The sequence below is a fragment of the Fluviirhizobium alvei genome (assembly GCF_030551875.1).
Lineage (GTDB): Bacteria > Pseudomonadota > Alphaproteobacteria > Rhizobiales > Rhizobiaceae > Rhizobium_E > Rhizobium_E alvei.
Genome location: NZ_JAUOZU010000002.1, coordinates 134064 through 154973 on the forward strand (window position 1 = coordinate 134064; position 20910 = coordinate 154973).

Here is a 20910-nt window from a genome sequence, read left to right on the forward strand (position 1 = left end):
TGATGAACGACAGGACCAGTCCGATGCAGGTCATCAATGGTGTGAGCTTCAACCGCGATCTCAGCCACGGCCCCTATCTGGTCGATGGCCATGATACGCTGGTCAAGCTGTTCGTCGACCGTTGCAGGACGCTCGGCGAACGCACCGCCCACCGCGAGAAGGAATATGGCATCTGGCTTTCCTATTCCTGGGCCGATTACCGCAGCCATGCCGAAAAGATCGCGCTCGGGCTCTTGGCCCTCGGCCTCCAGCGTGGTGATTGCGTTTCCATCATCTCGGAGGATCGCAAGGAATGGGCCTATACCGATCTCGCCGTGCTGTCGGCCGGCGGCATCTGCACCGGTATCTACACGACCGATGCGGCGAGCCAGCTCGCCTATATCGTCAACGATTCCCTGAGCCGCTTCCTGTTCGTTGAAAATGACGAGCAGCTCGACAAGTTCCTAGCCGTCCGCGACCAGATGCCGGGGCTCGAAAAGGTCATCGTCATCGAGGATGAGGGGCTCAAGGGTTTTTCCGATCCGCAGGTGATGTTCCTGGATGATCTCTACCGGCTCGGGCTTGAGGAAATGGCGCGCGATCCCGGTCGCTTCGAGGCAGCGGTGGCCGCCTCGCGCGGCGACGATATTGCGATCCTCGTCTATACGTCGGGCACGACCGGCATGCCCAAGGGCGTGATGATCACGCATGAAAACATCATCTTCTCGATCATTTCCGGCATGGTGCGCAATCCGGTCTATGAGACGGACGAGCAGGTCTGCTTCCTGCCGCTCTGCCATATTCTCGAACGCGTCGTCTCCAACTTCACCCCGATCGTCAGCCGCTCGACCGTCAACTTCGCCGAGAGCCCGGAGACGGTGTTCGACAATGTGCAGGAGGTGAGCCCCACCGTTTTCACCGCCGTGCCGCGGCTGTGGGAGAAGATCTATTCCCGTGTCACCATCATGGCGGGCGATGCCACGCCCTTCGGACGCTGGTGCTTCCGCAAGGCCGTCGCCACCGGCCAGAAGAAGGCGGAAGCCGAGATCGCTGGTCGGCCGGTGCCGCTTTCAACCCGGCTCGCCTATGCCTTCTGGGATGCGACTGTTCTCACCAACCTGCGCCGCATGCTGGGCTTTGATCGCCTGCGCATGGGCACGACAGGGGCAGCACCCGTGTCGCCGGAAATCCTCAAATGGTTCCGCGCCATCGGTGTCGTGCTGGTGGAGGGCTACGGCATGTCGGAGAGTTCCGGCGTCATCTCGGTCAATTCGCCGACCGAAAGCCGCGTCGGCTCGGTGGGGCCGGTCATTCCCGGCGCCGAGGTGCGCATCGCCGAAAATGGCGAGATCCAGTATCGCGGCGGCAATTGCTGCCGTGGCTACTGGCGCAAGCCCGAGGCGACGACAGAGGCGTTCACGCCAGATGGCTGGCTGAAGACCGGGGACGCCGGCCATATCGATGCGGACGGGTTCCTCACCATCACCGGCCGCATCAAGGACATCATCATCACAGCCGGCGGCAAGAACATCACGCCTGCCGAGCTTGAGAACCGTATGAAGTTCTCGCCCTATATCTCGGATGCGGTGGTGATCGGCGATCGCCGCAAATATCTCACATGCCTGGTCATGATCGACCAGGAGAACGTGCAGAAATTCGCCCAGGACCGCCGCGTGCCCTTTTCCGATTTCGCCTCGCTCTGCGCCCGGCCGGAGGTGCGCGAACTGATCGGCTCGATCATCGCCGAGGTTAACAGCGAGTTCGCCCGCGTCGAGCAGATCAAGGATTTCCGCCTCATCGACATTCTTCTCACCGCCGAGGATGAGGAGCTCACCGCTACCATGAAGCTCAAGCGCGGCTTCGTGGAGAAGAAGCACAAGGCGCTGATCGACCAGATGTATGCCTGAAAGAAAACAACCGGAGGAGACCAGCATGATGAACATGAATGCATCGAAAATCGGGGGGCTCGTTGCCGCTGCCGCTTTCGCCTCGACCATGCTTTCGGGGGCGGCCTATGCCGAAACCCAGGGCGTGACCGATACCGAGGTGGTGATCGGATCGAACCAGGACATGTCGGGCATCTTCGCCGCCTTTGGCGCGCCGGCGGTCAAGGCGGCCAACCTCTATTTCAAGGAAGTCAACGACAAGGGCGGTGTCCATGGCCGCAAGATCCGGTTCGTGGTGGAGGACCACGGTTACCAGATGCCCAAGGCCATGCAGGCGCTCAACAAGCTGGTGAATTCCGACAAGGTCTTCGCCATGTTCCTGTCGCTCGGAACGCCGATGAATGTCGCGGCCTTCCCGCTTCTGGAGCAGAAGAAGATCGCCAATGTCGCGCCGCTCACCTCTGCGCGCCAGATGGTCGAGCCGCCGTCGCCCTATAAATATGCGGGCTTCACCTCCTACTACGACCAGATCCGCCTTGGCCTGAAATATATGAAGGACAATGCCGGCACCAAGAATGTCTGCTCGATGTATATCCCGTCCGATTTCGGTCTCGAAATCAAGGAAGGCACCGATGCCGGCGTCAAGGAGAACGGGCTCGAAATGAAGGCCGAGACCACCCACAAGCCGGACGAGCAGGATTTCGTCGGTTCGCTGACCAAGCTCAAGCAGGCCGGCTGCGACACGATCACGGTGGCGCTCGGCGTCCGCCAGGTCATCACCGTGCTCGCCACCGCCAAGAAGATGGGCTGGACGGACGCCAAGTTCCTGGGCGGCACCGCCTCCTTCCATACCGCGATTGCCAAGGTGCCCGGTGGCCTGACCGAGGGCTTCTATGCCGCGTCCGGCTGGCCGGATATCGTTGCCCGCATGGGTGATCCTGAGGTCAAGGCCTGGGTCGAAGCCTACCAGAAGGAAGCCGGCGAGTTCCCCTCCACCGGCGCGCTGCTTGGCCGTTCGGCGGCTGAATCGCTCGTTCGCGGCCTTGAGGCCGCCGGCAAGGACCTGACGCCGGAGAGCTTCCAGAAGGGCATGGAAAGCCTGAAATACGAGGACAAGATCGCCGGCGTGCCGACCGATTTCACCGATGACCATATCGGTGGCGACCTGCTCGTCATTTCCCGCATCGAAAATGGCGACTGGAAGGAACTGGCGCGCCAGTAACCCGCACCGCATCCGCCGCCCGGTTCGCCGGGCGGCTTTCCACAATCGACAGGAATTTCCATGACCAATCCCGTTTCCGCTACCCTTGAGGATGGCATCTTCATCGTCACGATCGACAATCCGCCGGTCAATGCCGCTTCCGAAGCCGTGCGCGCGGGCCTGGCCCAGGCGGCCAGCCAGTTCGCCGCCGATCGATCGGCAAAAGCGATGCTGATCGTTGCAGCTGGACGCACCTTTGTCGCCGGCGCCGATATCCGTGAATTCGGCAAGCCGCTCTCGGGCCTGGCATTGCCCGATGTCGTGGGGCGTATCGAAGCGCTCGACCGGCCGGTCATCTGCGTCATTCATGGCACCGCGCTCGGCGGCGGCCTCGAGATCGCGCTCGGCTGCCATTATCGTCTGATGCTGAAATCGGCGAAGATCGGCCTGCCGGAAGTGGCGATCGGCCTGCTGCCCGGCGCCGGCGGCACCCAGCGCCTGCCGCGTCTCGTCGGCATCGAACAGGCCACCGAGATCATCACCTCCGGCCGCCAGATCGGCGCTGCGGAAGCCGCAGCGCTCGGCATCGTCGATCAGGTCTCCGACAATCCCGATCCGAAGAGTGCCGGCCTTGCCTTTACCCGCGAAATCCTTGCGGCTGGCCGGCCCGTCCGCCGGACGTCGGAGCGCGAAGAAAAGCTCGCGGCCGATCGTGCCCGGCCGGATCTGATCGCCACCCTGCGCAAATCCGTCGAAGCCAAAGCACGCGGCCAGATCTCGCCGGTCCGGGCGCTCGATGCCATCGCGCTCAGCCTCGACACGCCCTTTGCCGAAGCGATGCAGAAGGAGCGCGCCATGTTCATGGAACTGCTCGCCTCCGATCAGAGCAAGGCGCTCATCCATGCCTTTTTCAGCGAGCGGGCCGTCAGCCGCATTCCCGAACAGGAGAGTGGCCGTCCGCGTGAAATCCGCACCGCCGGTGTCATCGGCGGTGGCACCATGGGGTCGGGCATAGCGCTCTCCATGCTTCTCGCCGGCATTCCGGTGACCATGGTCGAGCGCGACGAGGAGGGGGCGGCCCGCGGTCGTGCCAATGTCGAGAAGGTGCTGGATGAGGGCGTGGCGCGCGGTCGTTACGATCTGACTCGCCGCAACCGTCTGGCCCATGATCTCTTCCGCGTCAGCACCGATTTCTCCGCGCTTCGCGAGGCCGATCTCATCATCGAGGCCGCTTTTGAAGATATGGAGATCAAGAAGGATGTCTTCCGTCGTCTCGACCAGGTGGCCAAGGCGGGCGCCACGCTGGCGTCGAACACGTCCTATCTTGACATTGACGCGATCGCCTCGGTCACCAACCGGCCGGCCGATGTGCTCGGCCTGCATTTCTTCTCGCCCGCCCATATCATGAAGCTGCTTGAGATCGTGGTGGCGAAAAACACCTCCGCCGATACGGCCATGACCGGCTTTGCGCTCGCCAAGGCGCTCGGCAAGACCGGGGTCCGCGCCGGCGTCTGCGATGGCTTCATCGGCAACCGCATTCTCGAACGCTATCTCCGGCTTGCGGCCACGATGGTGGAGGATGGCACCAGCCCCTATGCGATCGACCGCGCCGTCGTCGGCTTCGGCTATCCGATGGGGCCGCACCAGATGGGTGATCTCGCCGGCCTCGATATCGGCTGGCTTGCCCGCAAGCGTCGCATCGCCGAGGGCTACAAGGGACGCTATGCCTTCGATTATCTGGATCGGCTGGCAGAGATGAAGCGGCTCGGCCAGAAGACGGGCAGGGGCTGCTACATCTATCCGGAAGGCGCCCGCAAGGGTGAGGAGGATCCGGAATTCCTCGCCCTCATCGAGGAGATCCGCAAGGAGAAGGCGATCGCAGTCCGCCCGGCCCTGAGCGAGGCCGAGATCATCCGCCGCTATCTCGCGATCATGATCAACGAGGGTGCCCGAGTCGTCGAGGAAGGCATCGCGCTACGCCCGCTTGATGTCGACATGGTCATGCTGGCCGGCTACGGTTTCCCGCGCTGGCGCGGCGGTCCGATGCATTATGTCGACAGCATCGGACTGGCAAAGGTCCTCGCCGATCTCGAGGAGTTCGCCGCCGAGGATCAGGAATTCTACAAACCCGCCGATCTGCTGGTCGAACTCGTCCGTAAAGGACAGACATTCGCCAGCCTCAATGATCGCAGCTGACAACGACAGGAGACACCATCATGGATCTGTCCTATTCGCCCGAGGATCTCGCCTTTCGCGACGAGGTCCGCGCCTTCCTGGCTGCCGAATTGCCGCCGGCGCTCGCCCGCAAGGTCAAGCGCAACATGACCATCAGCAAGGCCGATACCGAATTCTGGCATGCGACGCTCAACAGGCGCGGCTGGCTGGCGCAATCCTGGCCGAAACAGTATGGCGGCGCCGAATGGACGCCGGTGCAGCAGCAGATTTTCGAGGATGAGGCGGCGGCTGCCGGCGCGCCGCGCATCCTGCCCTTCGGGCTGAAGATGCTCGCTCCGGTGCTGATGAAGTTCGGCTCCGAGGCGCAGAAGGCCTATTATCTGCCGCGCATTCTCTCGGGTGAGGACTGGTGGTGCCAGGGCTATTCCGAGCCCGGCGCCGGCTCCGACCTCGCCTCGCTCAAGACCCGCGCCGAGCGCGACGGCGACCATTATGTGATCAATGGCCAGAAGACCTGGACGACGCTCGGCCAGTATGCCGACAAGATCTTCTGCCTCGTCCGCACCGCAACTGATCGCAAGCCGCAGGAAGGCATTTCCTTTATCCTCGTGGACATGAAGACGCCGGGCATCACGGTCCGGCCGATCATCCTTCTCGAGGGCACCCACGAGGTCAACGAGGTCTTCTTCGACAATGTCCGGGTGCCGGTCGAAAACCGCGTCGGCGAGGAAAATCTCGGCTGGACCTATGCCAAATATCTGCTCACCCATGAGCGCACCAACATTGCCGGCATCGGCTTTGCCAAGGATGCGCTTTCGACCGTCAAGGAGATCGCGAGAAGCGAAAAGATCCGTGGCGTGCCGCTGATCGAGGATACTCTGTTTGCCGCCCGCATCGCCAAGGTGGAGATGGAGCTCGACGCCCTTGCCACCACCAATCTGCGCGTTCTCTCCTCGCCCGATGCCGCAGCGCAAGCCGGGCCGATTTCCTCGATGCTGAAGATCAAGGGCACCGAAATCCTGCAGGAGATCAACGATCTCGCCCGCCGGGCGCTCGGACCGCAAGCCATGCCCTTCATTCCGGCGGCACTGGAGGAAGGCTATAACGGCGAGACGGTCGGTCCCGATTATGCCTCGGGTGTCGCGGCCGACTATTTCAACAATCGCAAGATCTCGATCTATGGCGGGTCCAACGAGGTCCAGCGCGGTATCATTTCCAAGACTGTTATGGGGCTTTGAACCATGAATTTTTCCCATCCGGAAGAACGCCAGCAATTCAAGGACATGGCGGCCCGTTTCATCGCCGATAAATATGCGCTTGCCGACCGGCTCAAGGCGGCTGCCGGCGACAGCGGCTTTTCGGCCGAGCGCTGGGGCGATTTTGCTGAACTCGGCCTCGTCGGCGCCCTGTTTGGCGAGGCGGACGGCGGTTTCGGCGGTGCGCCCTTCGATATCGCCGTGCTGTTCGAAGAGCTCGGGCGCGGCCTCGTCAACGAACCCTTCCTGCCCAACCTGATGGCCGGATCGCTGATCGCGGCGCTCGGCAGCGAGGCGCAGAAGGCGCTGATTGCCGATGTCGTGGCCGGCAGTGTGCAGCTTTCGCTTGCCCATGGCGAACCGCAAAGCCGCTACGATGCCGAACTGGTCGAAACGCGCGCGGTGAAGACCGCCGGCGGCTGGCGACTGTCGGGTCACAAGAGCGTGGTGATCAATGGTGCTGCCGCCGATCATCTCGTCGTCTCGGCCCGCCTGTCCGGCGAGGCCTGGGATCAGGAGGGGATTGCGCTCTTCCTCGTACCGGCCGATGCGGCGGGGGTGAACCGGACCGGCTATTCCTCCATCGACGGGCTGGGCGCGGCGGAAATCCGTCTCGACAATGTCGATCTGCCGGAAGAGGCCGCGCTCGGAACGCCGGGCAAGGCCTGGCCGGCGCTCGAAAAGGTGCTGGCGCTCGGATGCCTGGCTTTGTCGGCAGAAGCGATCGGACTCATGGAAAAATGCCGCGACCTGACGATCGATTATCTCAAGACCCGCAAGCAGTTCGGCGTCGAGATCGGCAAGTTCCAGGCGCTGCAGCATCGCATGGCCACGGTGCTTCTGGAAATCGAACAGGCACGCTCGTCGGTCATCAATGTCGCCGGCCGGTTCGACGCAACCCGCAAGGAACGCGAAATGGCGGCGTCCGCCGCCAAATCCATGGTCGGCCGCATCGGCAAGCTGGTGGCGGAAGAGGCGATCCAGATGCATGGCGGCATCGCCATGACCTGGGAATATGCGGTCGGCCATTTCGCCAAGCGTCTGATCATGATCGACAGCCAGTTGGGCGATGTCGATCACCATCTCGCCCGCTATATCGCGCTGTCGCGCGGATAGCAGGCCGGCGGCGGATGGCTGGGGGGCCGTCCGCCGCAAGAAAGGCTAAGGCGGTTCGCGTTTCAGCGCTGGCGATAGCCGCGGGCGCGTCGCCAGGCAGTCGGGTTGAAAGCCTGCCTCGAAACCTGAACGCGCTCGTCTTCGTTGGCGGGGTTCTGCTCCGGCGCCTTGCCTTCGGTATAATCGTCGGCGCGGATCCAGGCGCGCAGCCGGTCAGAGCAATCCTCGCGATCGAGGCTCGCGAGAAGCAGGCGCGCGCGGCTCTCTTCGCCATCCAGCGCCTTCAGATGCGGATAGAAGGCGCCGAGAACGAATTCGGCATCCATGATCTCGAAATCGAGTGCCATCAGGGCCATGCCGAGCTGACGGCCCGAAATGTCGAGCATCATGCGGCGCGACAGCCAGCGGCTGGAGCCCAAGGCTTCGGCGAGCGCAAAGGAAAAGGCGCGGCCATCGCCGAGGCGGGCGAAACGCACCATCAGCGCCTCGCGGATATCGGCACCGGCTTCCACCGTCTCTTCGGCGCGCGCGAGCGTATCGCGGCGCACCAGATCTTTCAGCCGTGCGCGCAGGTCCTCGCCCTCGGCCGGACGGCTGATCGACGTTTCGGCGCTCGGGACGGGCTTTTCGGTGCGGGGATGATAGCGCAGCGACACAAGCGCATCGAGCACCTTGACGGAAAGCTTTTCGCGCGCGCCGATCGCCTTGCCATAGGCGGCACCCTGGCTGCGGGCGACCGCGATCAGCGTTTCGTCATCGATTGCCGGCGAGCGGGTGAGGAAGATGGCTGCGAGTTCGATCGGCTGGTTGGCGAGAAACCACACTACGGGTTGCGGCAGCACCGCACACCGGGTCAGGGCGGCAACCGCATTGCGGCGCGCCTCCGGGCTCGAGGCCTTGAAAACCGGTTCGAACAGTTCGGCGAACTGCTTGAGCTCGTTGCGACCGGGCGGAGACATCGATTCGAAAGTCGTGACGGTCGCCATCAGCACCACATCCTTCGTCCGCATCATCGGCGGTATTTCCAGTTCTCGAAAACGGTCCAAAACAACACACCCGCATACGCAAAACCCGCAAAATCGAAAGATATAGGCAAATCATTTAGGAGGTGTTAACTATGAAATGGTGAGATGGAACGGTGCAAGGTTCGGTTAACCTTGCAGGTTCACCCTGTGACTTGCGTAACTGAAAAACCGTCCGACCCGGTGGAAAATAGCGGGCAGGACGGTCATGAAAGGAGAAAGGCGCAAATGTTCCTTGGCCAAATCGGTCGGGGAGGCGTCTGCCGGTATCGGCAGGATGAGATCAATCTCAGTTCATCCGTCTCAATCCAGATCCATGGAGACGAGAATGGCAGAAGTGATACGATTAGAGGAAAGGCTCGCCAAACAGCCGCAACGGCGAAGCGAGCCATGTGAAGCAAAAATCCTTCTCTTCACCGGCGTCCGCTACGAACGCTGGCAGGAGCCGAAGGCTGGTACGGTCAAGCGCCGCGGCAACAGCAAGCCGAAATCGCACTGACCGACGAACCATAACGGCCCGACTGCGCTTTTGCGCCTCTGGCCCGCGCGGCCACCGACAAGGTGGTGTCGCTCCGGCGATTGCGGCCGGCGCCTTTTTGAGGCATCAATCGGTTCCCACCAGATCTTGCGGAACCCATCATGCATAAATCCGAAATCGTCATTGCTGGCGACCTCTCCAGCCCCGAATTCCGTCTTCCCGTGCTACGTTTTTCCGGTCGTGGCACTGGCGCACCGCGCACCTATATCCAGGCGGCGCTGCATGCGGGCGAACTGCCGGGCGTGGTGGCGATCCACAAGCTCATTCCGCATCTTCTTGCTGCAGAAGCGCGCGGCGATATTCTCGGCGATATCGTGATCGTGCCGAAGGCCAACCCGATCGGCGCCGCCCAGTGGTTCTTCGGCGAGTTGCAGGGCCGGTTCGAACTGGCAAGCCGCGTCAATTTCAACCGCGATCACCCGCTGGTGCCGCTTGCCGAACTGCCGTCGCTCACCGAAAACATCGCCGCCCTGCCGCCGGCCGATCAATTGAAGCGCCATCTGGTCTCGATGGCGGCGGCCTGCGATCTCGTGCTCGACCTTCATTGTGACGATGAAAGCCAGCTTTACGCCTATCTCGATGCCGAATTCTGGCCGGCCGCGCGAGATCTCGCCGAGAGTTTCGGCCTTGAAGCGGTGCTGCTTTCGGACGGCAATTCGTCGGCCTTCGAGGAAGCGGTCACCTATGCCTGGCGCCACGGCGATCTCGGTGGCCGCTCGGCCTGGCATGAGGGCCGCATTTCGCTGACAATGGAATTCCGCGGCACCCGCGATGTCGATCCCGAAACGGCCGAGAAGGATGCGCTCGGGATCCTGTCCTTCCTCAAGCGCCGTGGCGTTGTTGCCGGCACGCCCGATCGCAACGAACCCTTCACCGGCCCGGTGGCCGGTCTCGACTATGTCCAGATGGTCAATGCGCCGGTGGCCGGTGCCGTCCTGTTCGAAAAGAATATCGGCATGGCGGTGACGGCCGGCGAACGGCTGGCGGTTCTCGTCACCGAACCCGGCAATCCCGATCGCGATCATGTCGTCACCGCCCCGACCGATGGCGTGATCGTGACCCGCGTATCGGCCCGCTTCGTCCGTCCCGGCGACAATCTCATGAAAATCGCCAGTTCCGAACTGTCGCATCAGGGTCGCAAGCCGGGCGGTGCGCTCGAGGATTGAGGACTTCGCCCGGGGTCAGCGACCGCTATAGGGCAGGCAATCGGCGTCGTTGACGAAGGCCTTCGCCTCGCCATCCATGCTTGGAACCGGCGACAGCGCCCGCAGAACGACGTACCCGTCCGGGCGCGGCATCTCGATGAGGACGCTGTCGGATATCACGTCCGGATCGGTCCTGCGGATCGCGGCGAGCTGTGCCGGCGAGGCGATGATCGCATCGAGATCGCCGCCGGCTGCCGAGCGGTCATTCATCGAAAAGACCTCGTTGGAAGCGGAATCATAGATCGCCACCGACCAGAACGGCACATCGCCCGAAGCGGTGATCTGCAGCGGCTGGTCCTCGATCGAAAACAGGCAGGCGGCGGTGCTCAGGAACGGGTCGCCGGTGGAAAAGCCGAACGGATCGCTCTTCGGCCCGAACTGGATGAAGCGGTTTTCGACATCATAGGAGGTCAGGCGCGTATAGGCGTCGAGCCCGGTAAAGCTCGGCAGCGCCAGAATGATCAGAATATGCAGGACAATGGCGCCCACCAGCCCGGTGATCATGGAAAAGAGCGTGGCGCGGATCATGAGCACGATACCCTGGCAAGCTTCGGCATCGTGATTTCCAGGATGCGGGACGAACCGGCCGCCGGCGTGTCGAGAAGCGTCAGCACCAGCTTGAAGGAGCCGACCGCAGGAATGGTCAGCCAGTTGCCCGGCTGCGCCTTCGCCGAAACATGGATAACGAAGGAACCGTCTGCATTGCGCAGCACCGTGCGCGAATTGAGCGCCGAAGGCAGCGCTTCGTCGACAACGATCGGATCGAGTTCGCGGTTGGCGGCAAAAAGGGTCCAGAACCGGGCCGGCGGCGTCTCGCCACGGATTTCGTAGAGGCAGGCGGGATTGAGGCTGCGGCCGTCATCATCGACGCTGGCCTGGAACTGCAACCCTTCGGCGGAACCGAGCAACAGGCGCCCGGCACGGGCGCGGTGCGAGCGGGCATAGGGATCGGCGCTTGCCAGCTGGGCATCGGGAAAGGCCTGCCAGGCGCCCAGCCGGATGGCGCCGAAACCCGACGATGCGTTCAGCATCATCACCGCCGAGCCGACGCCCAGCCCGAAGGTGGTCAGGAGTGCAAGCGCAACGAGGAAGGGCAGGCGAAACATGGGCAGCGGCGAGTCTCGGGGCAAAGCAAGCCCTCCCTCTAGCATCGAATGCCGGGCAGGGAAATGGCAAAGCCGGTTGCCGCCGTAAATCCCCGCCAACCGAATGGGCCGCAGCACCGAATGTCTATCGGAGGACGTAGTTTAAAATGTCCGTTTTGTTTCATTTGGCGGGCACACAGTCTTGGTACCGCACTATTCTTTTCATGAAACTCGCGTATAAGGGCTCGATGACTGAAGTTGCGGCTTGTCGGCGGACTATTTTCTGGCCGCAGGCGAAAGGCAATTCACTGCCTATTCATCTTGGCTTTTCTATCGTCCAGACTGCCGTAAAGAACCATGATGCTGATGCAACCGCCCGAAAGAGGCGCCGGAGTGTTCGATGTATATTATCGAGTATGATGAGCTGAGCGCGGGCCAATACACCGATTTCCGCTATCAGCTGATGAAGACGGTCTGGGGCGACAACAAGCGTGGTTTTGTCAATCCCAGCGACGCGCCGGCGATTGGAACTGGCTTCGACATGCGCACAAGCGTGTTCGACTTCAAGATCATTGCTCAACATGTTCTCGGTGCGGCCTATGACGAGGTTCTGGCCGTCGAAATCTACAATCTGGCCATCAACCGGGCCTACAGCGTTGGACAGGATGGCCAGTTGCGCAACCGCATGAATGCGGTGCTCGAGGATTGGGCTGCCGCCAACCCGGATTACGACGGTCCGCTCAAATTTGAGTTTTCCACCCAGGCCGCGATCAAGGCGACCCTGGCCGATCTCGGCGGAAGTGCGGAATCCATACTGTCCTGGGCCGATATCGATGTCCCGAACTCGCAAGAGCGGGCGGTTCTGTTTTCGCTCGCCTTCGAAGGCGTCGATCTCGACAATATCCTGATGGCGATGATCGACAGCTTCAATCGCGTCGAAACCTGGTACCTGATCCGTTACGAAAGCAATGACGGCGAAGACAGTGCCGAAGGGATCGCGATCGCTCGCCGTCGCTATATCCAGTCCGATCTTTTCGAGCTCTACAACGATCCCGACCAGATCAGTTACGAGGAGGCGCGTGCGGTCGCCCTGTCCTATAGTAGCCATCGTAGCCGTATTCTTTCCTATGAATCGAGCTATGCTCCCGGCAGCGTCGAAAAGGCCGATGCGGCCGGTACCAGCACGATCAGCGATCATCTGCAGGGTGCCATTGGCAGCATACTCGACAATTTCGGGGCGTCGGCTGAAGGTCTGGAAGAGGTGCTCTATGTTCGCGGTACAAGCCCGAACATTCGCGGCGACGGTACGAACTTCGATTCCGCCGCCAATGATGACGATCTCCTCGTCGGGGACCGGCGCGACAACCGCATGCTGGGCGAACAGGGCAACGACCTTCTACTGGGGCTCGCCGGCAATGACGATCTGCTCGGTGCTGCCGGAAAAGATCGTCTCTATGGCGGCGATGGCAACGATACGCTCACGGGCGGGGCAGGTGCCGATCATCTGTTCGGCGAAACCGGCAACGATACGCTGACGGGCGATGCCGGCAACGACCGCATTCTGGGTGGCAGCGGCGCCGACAAGGTCGATGGTAGCACCGGATCGGACAATCTCCGTGGCGGGGCCGGTAATGACGAACTGACCGCAGGCGAAGGCAACGACACTGTCTTTGGCGATGCCGGCAACGACATCATCCTCGGCGGCGCCGGGTTGAACCGCCTCAATGGCGGCGATGGCGATGACACGATCACCGGCGGCAATGAAACCGACCGGATTTCCGGTGGTGCGGGCCGCGACAGCCTGATGGGTGGCCTCGGAGACGACCAGATCGACGGTGGTGCCGATGCCGACAATATCGATGCCAGCGCTGGTAGCGACACTGTCTTTGGCGATGCCGGCAACGACATCATTCTCGGTGGCGCCGGGTTGAACCGCCTCGATGGCGGCGATGGCGATGACACGATCACCGGCGGCAATGAAACCGACCGGATTTCCGGTGGTGCGGGCCGCGACAGCCTGATGGGTGGCCTCGGAGACGACCAGATCGACGGTGGTGTCGATGCCGACAATATCGATGGCAGCACGGGCAACGACACCGTCTTTGGGGGTGCCGGCAACGATATCATTCTCGGTGGTGCCGGGCGCAACCGCTTGGAAGGCGGCGATGGCAATGACACGATCACCGGCGGCAATGCGGCGGACAGGATTGCCGGCGGTGCGGGCGATGATCGTCTCACGGCCGGTTCGGGCAACGATACCGTCTTCGGGGACGCCGGCAACGACCGGATCTTCGGCATCGCCGGGGCGAATTTTCTCGATGGCGGGCTTGGCGCCGATACGATCATCGGCGGAACCGATGCCGACCGCATTCAGGGCGGTGCCGGGCGCGACCGGCTTTCGGGTGACACGGGCAATGACCGGATCGACGGCGCCGGGGATGGCGACCGGATCGATGGCGGCGCGGGCAATGATAAGCTTTTCGGCGGCACCGGCAATGATCATCTGACGGCCGGGACCGGCAATGACACCCTGTTCGGGGGCGATGGCGGCGACCAGCTCTTCGGCATATCCGGCCGCAATGTTCTTGATGGCGGTGCCGGCGACGACACGATCACCGGCGGCACCGGCAATGACCGGATCATCGGTGGCATCGGCAATGACAGGCTTCGTGGCGGTGATGGCGATGATACAATCGTCGGTGGCGACGGCATCAACGCGCTCGATGGCGGCGATGGTGACGATCGCCTGTCGGGCGGCGGCCAGATCGATGTTCTGCTCGGTGGATCAGGAGAGGATCTTCTGCGCGGCGCCGCTGGCGACGATGTCCTCAAGGGCGGCGATGGCAATGATCGGCTCTATGGCGGCTCCGGTAATGACTGGCTGTTCGATGGCAACGGCATGGATTATCTCGAAGGCGGCGACGGAAACGACACCTATGTTCTCTCGAACCTTGCCGCATCCGGACGGGCCGCAGCCGGCAGCGACTGGATCGTCGAGCTTATCGGCGGCGGCGCCGATACATTGGTGCTGAATGAGGGCGGTTCTTACGATTTTCGCCATGTCGAGAGCCTGCGCCTTCAGGGGCCGCTCTCCGGCGGTATTGCGCTGGAGCTCAATGAATTCAGGGATTTCGTTCTTTCCAACGGAAATGATCGCCTCGATCTCACCATCAACCGGCTCGATGACGATCCCATCCGCATCATCACGGGCAAGGGCGAGGATACGGTGCGCATCCGCTTTGCGCCGGGGGTCGACCCGTCACAGGTTCTCGATGGCGAGGGCGTGACGGCACGGTTCGAACTGTTCGATCTTTCGGCCGGCGACAAGATCGATCTTTCGGCAATCGGCATCGAGAAGATTGTCAGGACCGACGATACGATCAGCGAGGATGAAGGTTTCTACCTGCTGGCGCCGGGCGCCAAACTGCATCTCATGCAGGGTTCGGTCGAAGCCAAGACCTACAACAATTCGACCGACAGCTGGTTCATGGTCCGCTGCGGCGATGATACGCCCTATGGTCCCGAATTCTTCGGTCATGTTCAGGCATCGAATTTCGAGATTTGAGGGTAGGAACGGCGATACCAAGCTTGCCCAGCGTCCGGAATGGAAATCGCTGGTTGCGGATCTTCGGAGTGAATGCTAGAACCAAGGCAGAATTCCCGTTGCACCCGCCCACGATCTTGTGCCAACATGGATTTCTTCCCATGTAAGGGCATAACCTCCGGTTAAGCTGGGCGTGTTACGATGACTTTATATGACAATCCGAATGGATCTATCTTCATGAGCAAGAGAATGGAACGGACCCAGGACAATTCGGATTATTATTCCAGCGAAAAGGAAAAGCTCGTGTCCATAGTCGTGCAGAACCGCAAGGAACGCGACGAATACGAGCGTGCGGTCTCTCAGTCGCTGCGCTGGACCGACGACGGCTATCTCGTCTCCGCAAAGTAAGCCGGGAGCAACACCTCGTCGTGAGGTTATGCTGAACGCACTCAGGAAAGGGTGCGGTAACCGCTCATGCGCCAGGTCCAAGCGTCCGCGTTCGACCGCCCATCGAGCGTCGTTTCGCGGGCGCGCGTGGGTGAAAGAGTAAGAACAACAGCTTTCTGATCCTTGGGACAGTCAATATTGACCGTTTCGAGCGTATCGTCGCGCCACAGCGCGATGGTATGGTTATCCGGATATTTGTTGCCCGCTCTTCGGTTTTGGCGTGCCAGAAGCCCCCGGCTCGTAAATGTCAGCACTGATGACCCTGGATCCTCGGCCAAACCGGTGGCATTGCGCGCCGCCCAGCGTTGCGGAAGCTGCGGACCATCCATCAGAAGCACGAAAATCAGGTTTGGCCCCAGGCTCTGCAACACACTGTGAACCGGCTCGCTGCGCGCCAGGTCCTCACAGATCAGTGTCGAAAACACGGAACTGTCACGAAACACCATGCAGTTGATCTTGCGTTCCGTCAGACTGATCTCCTCCCACCAGTTTGTGTTGGCATCGAGCCGGGAATCGAGATCGTAGCTTTCGATCTGGCTGCGGTTCAACCGCCAGCGGTGGTGTTTGCCGCGTGTGGATGTGAATGCCTTGCGCAGACCGTCCGACTGTTTGGCGTCGGCGTCGTAAAGCATGGTGGTGAGAACGAAGTTGCCTTTCTCTTCCTGCTTGTCTTCGAGCAACCGGGAAGAACTGCCGGCCACAACGAACTTTACATGTGAAAAGGATGTTTCCTGCAGCATTCGAATGATGCTGTTATAAACTTTCCAGTTGAGCGAATATTCCGGGAAAACAAGCCCTTCGATCTCTATCCCATCCGATTTTGCAGCCTTGATGAGATCGCGGACATCATTGATGACCTTGTCTGGATCGGACAACCAGCTCTGATGCAGTGAAAACTCACCCCAGCGGTCATGGTCTGAATCATAACTCGGTGCGGCCTCGGTCGGATGGAAGTCCCTGACTTGCAAATCCAGCGGCAGTGGCACCAAAAGCAGGTTCAGGGGCCGCGTGTTCAGCTTCATCTGCTGCTCCGAGCGGTACCAGAAAGCAGAGGCCTTGTGGGGTGGCGGCAGCAGTGCAAGATTGTGGCTGAGCGTTCGCATGGTGCAGCCGATCATCGGGGTTCGCGATTTCGGCATCACGCAAACCACATTCTCGTCGGCCAGCGCACACATGGTGCCATCGGTCAAGGGCTGGCGATAATGATTTGCGAAATCGGCGTGGATCAGTTCGAGCCCGTCGTGGTCCGCACGTGAACTGGCTGAGACCTGTTTGAAGAAACCTTCAATCCAGTTGTCGGAATGGAAACCCAATCCTTCGCAGGCTTCATCCGATATGGCCAGAAGTGCCAGTGCTGCGCGGAGCCAGGGATGACCGCTCTCGGTTCCACCGACGGGTACGAAGATGACAGGTTCATCGGCTGCAGCAATGATCAGGTTCCAAAAGGATTGGATGACCAGATGCATCTGTTCATGACGTTTCCAAAGCTTCCCCAATTTGGTCCAGCAATCCGGTCCAGAGAGGATCAACGCCTGCGCCTGCTTCTCGTCAAGTTCTTTCAGGGACGAAAAATCTTTCTCCGAGCAGCAGAGGCGGCATTGTGTAATCAGTATTTCACAAGCCTCAACCGCCGCATCCGTCCTGCGGGACAATTCGATCGGCTTCATTTTGTGATAGATATGCGACTGTTCAACCAATAGCCCCGCTGCCGCAAACACATCCGTGGGCAGGAAAGGCATTTTCTCGATGCCGCTATCGGGATCGGCGGCCGTTCCGCGAGGAAACAGTGTGGTAAGCAGGCTCTTGACGGTGACGACGCTGCGCAAGGACAATCCCCGGTTCATGCTCGCGAAAATAGAATTTCATCAAGCTATTCGCGCGAATGTTCTCTGTCAATTGCCTCGTCTCTACCCGCCCTTGCTTGCAAGCCAGATCATATGTTTCTTGCCACGGCCGCGGCCCGCGCGCACGGGATGTTCCTCGGCCTTGAAGCCGCTCTGGTTGAGCCTGCGGGTAAAGCGCGGATCCGCGTCTGCCGACCAGACGGCATAGATGCCGCCGTTGGTCAGAGCTTCCCTGGCGCGGGCAAGGCCTGAAAAATCGTAAAGCGCATCGTTGCCCGGGCGCGAAAGACCGTCCGGCCCATTGTCGACATCCATCAGGATCGCGTCATAGCGGTTGGGTGCTGCTGCGATGACCTTGCCGACATCCTCGACCGTGATCTGAACGCGTGGATCGTCGAGACAGCCGGCAAAGACATCCGCCATCGGTCCGCGGGCCCAGTCCACCACCTTGCCGACCAGTTCGGCCACCTCGATACGGGCATCGGGCCCGACGAGAGCCAGCGCCGCGCGCAGCGTAAAACCCATGCCGAGCCCACCGATCAGGATATTCGGCTTCTTGCGCTCCCCGAGCCGCTCGATCGCGAGTGTTGCCAGCGCTTCCTCCGATCCGGAAAGCCGGCTGTTCATCAATTCGTTCGTGCCGAGCATGATCGAGAATTCAGCGCCCCGCTGCTTGAGACGCAGGGTCTCGCGGCTTTCGGGGATATTGGCGCGGTCGAGTTCGATCCAGGGAAGCATGGCGGTCCTTAGGGTCAAGACTCAATCAGGTTTCGGGCGTGGCGCGAGACGGATTTTGGATCGGAACAGGAGAAAAGCCTGCCGTGGAGCCTAACTCCACAAAGGGTTTTCGACGCATTCAGAGCGAAAATCCGCCGCGTCCCGAAGGGATATGGTGAAAATCGCCCGGTTTGGCGTCGCAGATTCTCGATGGATGGTCGATCCATCTTCGGATCTGCTTCTAAAACCGAACGATTTTCCCACATACCACGCTCCAAATCCTGATTGAGTTTTGACCCTAGAGATGGGTCGCCGAGCTATAGCCACGCCGGCAAAGGCGCGCAACGGGGGAGGCTGAGGTCGCATTCACGGAGAATTGCAGCATGTATTCTGCGCTTCGTGCCGAAAAACTCCGTTTCACTAGTCGCCGCTGAAAACAATCAGACCCAGGGATCCTCCTCCTCATGAATTTCTGGTTGCAATCGGAACTGAAAACAGCGGAGCGCAGCGCATTTCTTTGGTGAAAACTTCATTTACATCCGCTTTACATGTTTAAGTATTTTCGACAATGTCAAATTTATTGAAATTTGATGCCGATCAAGAACGAAAACAACAGCCTGGGGATGGAAATGGCCAAGATCACGGGAACGAAGCGTTCGGAAACGCTGAACGGTTCCAATGCCAATGACGAGATCTTCGGGCTGGAGGGCAATGATACGCTATCGGGGCTTGGCGGCACGGACAGCCTCTATGGCGGCCTTGGCGACGACATCTATGTCGTTGACAATATTGGCGACAAGGTGATCGAAAAGGCAAACGAGGGCACCGATCTGGTGCAGGCCTCCGTCAGCTATACGCTGGCCAACAATGTCGAAAACCTGACGCTGACGGGCAACAAGGCCATCAACGCCACCGGCAACAGCGCCGCCAATATCCTGATCGGCAATGTCGGCAACAACGTGCTCGACGGCAAGGCCGGTGCCGACAAGATGAGCGGCGGCAAGGGCAACGACACCTATATCGTCGACAGTGCTGGCGATGTGGTGACCGAAAAGGCCGGCGAAGGAACCGATCTCGTAAAGTCTTCGGTGAGCTTCACACTGTCAAACAATGTCGAGAACCTCACGCTGACTGGCACAGGCGCCATCAACGCCACCGGCAACGCCGGCGCCAATATTCTCACCGGGAACAATGGCCTCAACTATCTCGACGGTAAGGCGGGGGCCGACACGATGGCGGGCGGCCTTGGCAATGACAGCTATACCGTCGACAATGCCGGTGACGTGGTCGTCGAGGCAACAGATGGCGGTATGCTCGACCTTGTCCAGTCCTCGATCAGCTATACGCTGGCCGCCAATGTCGAACGGCTGGTGCTGACGGGCGTCAAGGCGATCAACGGCACTGGCAATGAACTCAACAATGCCTTGACGGGCAATGATGCCGGCAACACCCTCGATGGCGGCCTTGGTGCCGATACGATGGTGGGAGGTTTGGGCGCTGACACTTATGTGGTCGACAATGCCGGCGACCTGGTCACCGAGTTTAGCGACGAAGGTCTCGATACGGTCAAAGCATCCGTCAGCTATATTCTTGGCGACCATGTCGAAAATCTGACCCTGACGGGTGTCGTCGATATCAATGGCACCGGCAATGCGCTTTCCAATATCATCACAGGAAATTCGGGTGCAAACATCCTCGACGGCGCTGCCGGTCTCGACTCGCTGATGGGCGGAGAAGGCGACGACATCTATTCGCTGACCGACGGCGATGATGCGGTGACGGAAAGTTCGGGCTTCGACACGATCACCTCGACCATCAACCGCAATCTCAACGACTATTCCGGCATTGAAGCGCTGACCCTGCTGGGTTCGGCCGATATCAATGCCACGGCCAATGACAGCGGCAATGACCTCACGGGCAACAGCGGCAGCAATTCACTGACCGGCGGTCTCGGTGACGACACACTCGACGGCGGCGCGGGTGCCGACGTCATGGATGGCGGAGATGGCGATGACGTCTACTATGTCGACGACGCCAGCGATGTGATCAGCGAACAATTCGCCTTCAACGGCGAGGACACGGTCTATTCGGCCATTTCCTACACCCTTGCCGAGGAGTTGGAGCACATTTCCCTCCTCGGATCGGCAGATATCAATGCCACCGGCAATTCGGGCCACAACACGATCATCGGCAACAGCGGCAACAACGTGCTGAATGGCGGTTCGGATGGCGTCGACAGGCTGACGGGTGGTGCCGGTGACGATACCTATATCGTCAACGGCACCTCATGGTTGATCACCGAAGAGGTGAATGGGGGTATCGATACGATCATAGCATCGGCCCAGAGCATCGGACTTACAGGGAGCAACGTTGAAAATGCGACGCTGGCGGGTAGCCTCGATAAGAACATTTTTGGCTCCAGTGGCAGCAATGTCCTGATCGCCAATAGCGGTACCAACATCCTCATCGGCTACGCAGGCAACGATACAATGACCGGTGGCGGCGGCAATGACGAGTTCCGGTTTTTGACCTTCGGTGGCGTTGAAGTATCCAATTTCGGCCACGACACGATCACCGATTTCACCGCGGGCACCGGCGCAGGAGACGTGCTCAGGGTCGGCACCCAGTTCGACAGCTTCACCGGCCTGGTGCAGGACAACCGCATCGTCGATGATGGCCAGGGCAACTGCACCATCACCTTTGATGTTGCCAGCAATTCTTCCAGCACGATCACGTTGCTGGGTGTGACGGCGAGCCAACTCGTGGCCGACGATTTCCTTTTCCAGACATTTTAGGCGGTCGCAGTTCCGGTTCACTGAACGCCCGATCCATATCGAATGTGCCAATGGAGGAAAAATGCTGAGAGTCTGGCTGAAGGCAAACTTCATCCTTCGC

General features: G+C 60.6%; 15 protein-coding genes. 10 read left to right on the top strand and 5 right to left on the bottom strand.

The annotated features are described in order from the left end of the window. The first annotated feature begins 2 nt into the window (after positions 1-2). The 5 genes from Q4481_RS03465 to Q4481_RS03485 are packed head-to-tail and all read left to right on the top strand — an operon-like array spanning position 3 to position 7613. Positions 3-1886, top strand: a complete 1884-nt coding sequence (locus tag Q4481_RS03465; RefSeq protein ID WP_304374889.1) for an AMP-dependent synthetase/ligase — start codon at positions 3-5, stop codon at positions 1884-1886. 25 nt (positions 1887-1911) lie between these two features. Further along, on the top strand, positions 1912-3087 hold the full coding sequence (locus Q4481_RS03470) for an ABC transporter substrate-binding protein (RefSeq protein ID WP_304374890.1): 1176 nt from the start codon (positions 1912-1914) through the stop codon (positions 3085-3087). 60 nt (positions 3088-3147) lie between these two features. Continuing rightward, complete coding sequence (locus Q4481_RS03475) at positions 3148-5262, top strand: 3-hydroxyacyl-CoA dehydrogenase NAD-binding domain-containing protein (RefSeq protein WP_304374891.1); 2115 nt, start codon at positions 3148-3150, stop codon at positions 5260-5262. A gap of 20 nt (positions 5263-5282) precedes the next feature. Then, positions 5283-6479, top strand: a complete 1197-nt coding sequence (locus Q4481_RS03480) for an acyl-CoA dehydrogenase family protein (RefSeq protein ID WP_304374892.1) — start codon at positions 5283-5285, stop codon at positions 6477-6479. Positions 6480-6482: 3 nt separating this feature from the next. Next, positions 6483-7613, top strand: coding sequence for an acyl-CoA dehydrogenase family protein (locus Q4481_RS03485; RefSeq protein WP_304374893.1), 1131 nt, complete (start codon positions 6483-6485; stop codon positions 7611-7613). A gap of 62 nt (positions 7614-7675) precedes the next feature. Here Q4481_RS03485 and Q4481_RS03490 read toward each other — a convergent pair whose 3' ends face one another. Further along, positions 7676-8626: a hypothetical protein gene (locus Q4481_RS03490; RefSeq protein WP_304374894.1), complete on the bottom strand. Its 951-nt coding sequence runs from the start codon at positions 8624-8626 to the stop codon at positions 7676-7678. Positions 8627-8963: 337 nt separating this feature from the next. Between Q4481_RS03490 and Q4481_RS03495 the strand changes: the two genes are divergently transcribed. Both Q4481_RS03495 and Q4481_RS03500 read left to right on the top strand, forming a co-directional pair. After that, positions 8964-9134, top strand: coding sequence for a hypothetical protein (locus Q4481_RS03495; protein WP_304374895.1), 171 nt, complete (start codon positions 8964-8966; stop codon positions 9132-9134). 140 nt (positions 9135-9274) lie between these two features. Next, positions 9275-10339 (top strand): succinylglutamate desuccinylase/aspartoacylase domain-containing protein, encoded by a 1065-nt coding sequence (locus Q4481_RS03500; RefSeq protein WP_304374896.1) that lies wholly within the window; start codon positions 9275-9277, stop codon positions 10337-10339. Positions 10340-10354: 15 nt separating this feature from the next. On the opposite strand, the gene Q4481_RS03505 is transcribed toward Q4481_RS03500, so the two are convergent. Both Q4481_RS03505 and Q4481_RS03510 read right to left on the bottom strand, forming a co-directional pair. Beyond that, positions 10355-10906, bottom strand: a complete 552-nt coding sequence (locus tag Q4481_RS03505) for a DUF1254 domain-containing protein (RefSeq protein ID WP_304374897.1) — start codon at positions 10904-10906, stop codon at positions 10355-10357. Next, the gene (locus tag Q4481_RS03510) at positions 10903-11484 is read right to left on the bottom strand and encodes a DUF1214 domain-containing protein (RefSeq protein ID WP_304374921.1); all 582 of its coding nucleotides are present in this window, start codon (positions 11482-11484) and stop codon (positions 10903-10905) included. Before Q4481_RS03510 ends, Q4481_RS03505 begins: the two co-directional genes overlap by 4 nt. A gap of 379 nt (positions 11485-11863) precedes the next feature. Between Q4481_RS03510 and Q4481_RS03515 the strand changes: the two genes are divergently transcribed. Next, on the top strand, positions 11864-15028 hold the full coding sequence (locus tag Q4481_RS03515; protein ID WP_304374898.1) for a calcium-binding protein: 3165 nt from the start codon (positions 11864-11866) through the stop codon (positions 15026-15028). A gap of 216 nt (positions 15029-15244) precedes the next feature. Beyond that, the gene (locus Q4481_RS03520) at positions 15245-15415 is read left to right on the top strand and encodes a hypothetical protein (RefSeq protein WP_304374899.1); all 171 of its coding nucleotides are present in this window, start codon (positions 15245-15247) and stop codon (positions 15413-15415) included. Between the two features lie 41 nt (positions 15416-15456). On the opposite strand, the gene Q4481_RS03525 is transcribed toward Q4481_RS03520, so the two are convergent. Both Q4481_RS03525 and Q4481_RS03530 read right to left on the bottom strand, forming a co-directional pair. Next, positions 15457-17280, bottom strand: coding sequence for a hypothetical protein (locus Q4481_RS03525; RefSeq protein WP_304374900.1), 1824 nt, complete (start codon positions 17278-17280; stop codon positions 15457-15459). Positions 17281-17361: 81 nt separating this feature from the next. Beyond that, on the bottom strand, positions 17362-18036 hold the full coding sequence (locus tag Q4481_RS03530; RefSeq protein WP_304374922.1) for a spermidine synthase: 675 nt from the start codon (positions 18034-18036) through the stop codon (positions 17362-17364). 569 nt (positions 18037-18605) lie between these two features. Between Q4481_RS03530 and Q4481_RS03535 the strand changes: the two genes are divergently transcribed. Continuing rightward, positions 18606-20810 carry a beta strand repeat-containing protein gene (locus Q4481_RS03535; RefSeq protein ID WP_304374901.1) on the top strand — a complete coding sequence of 735 codons (2205 nt, stop codon included), beginning with the start codon at positions 18606-18608 and terminating at the stop codon, positions 20808-20810. Positions 20811-20910: the final 100 nt, after the last annotated feature.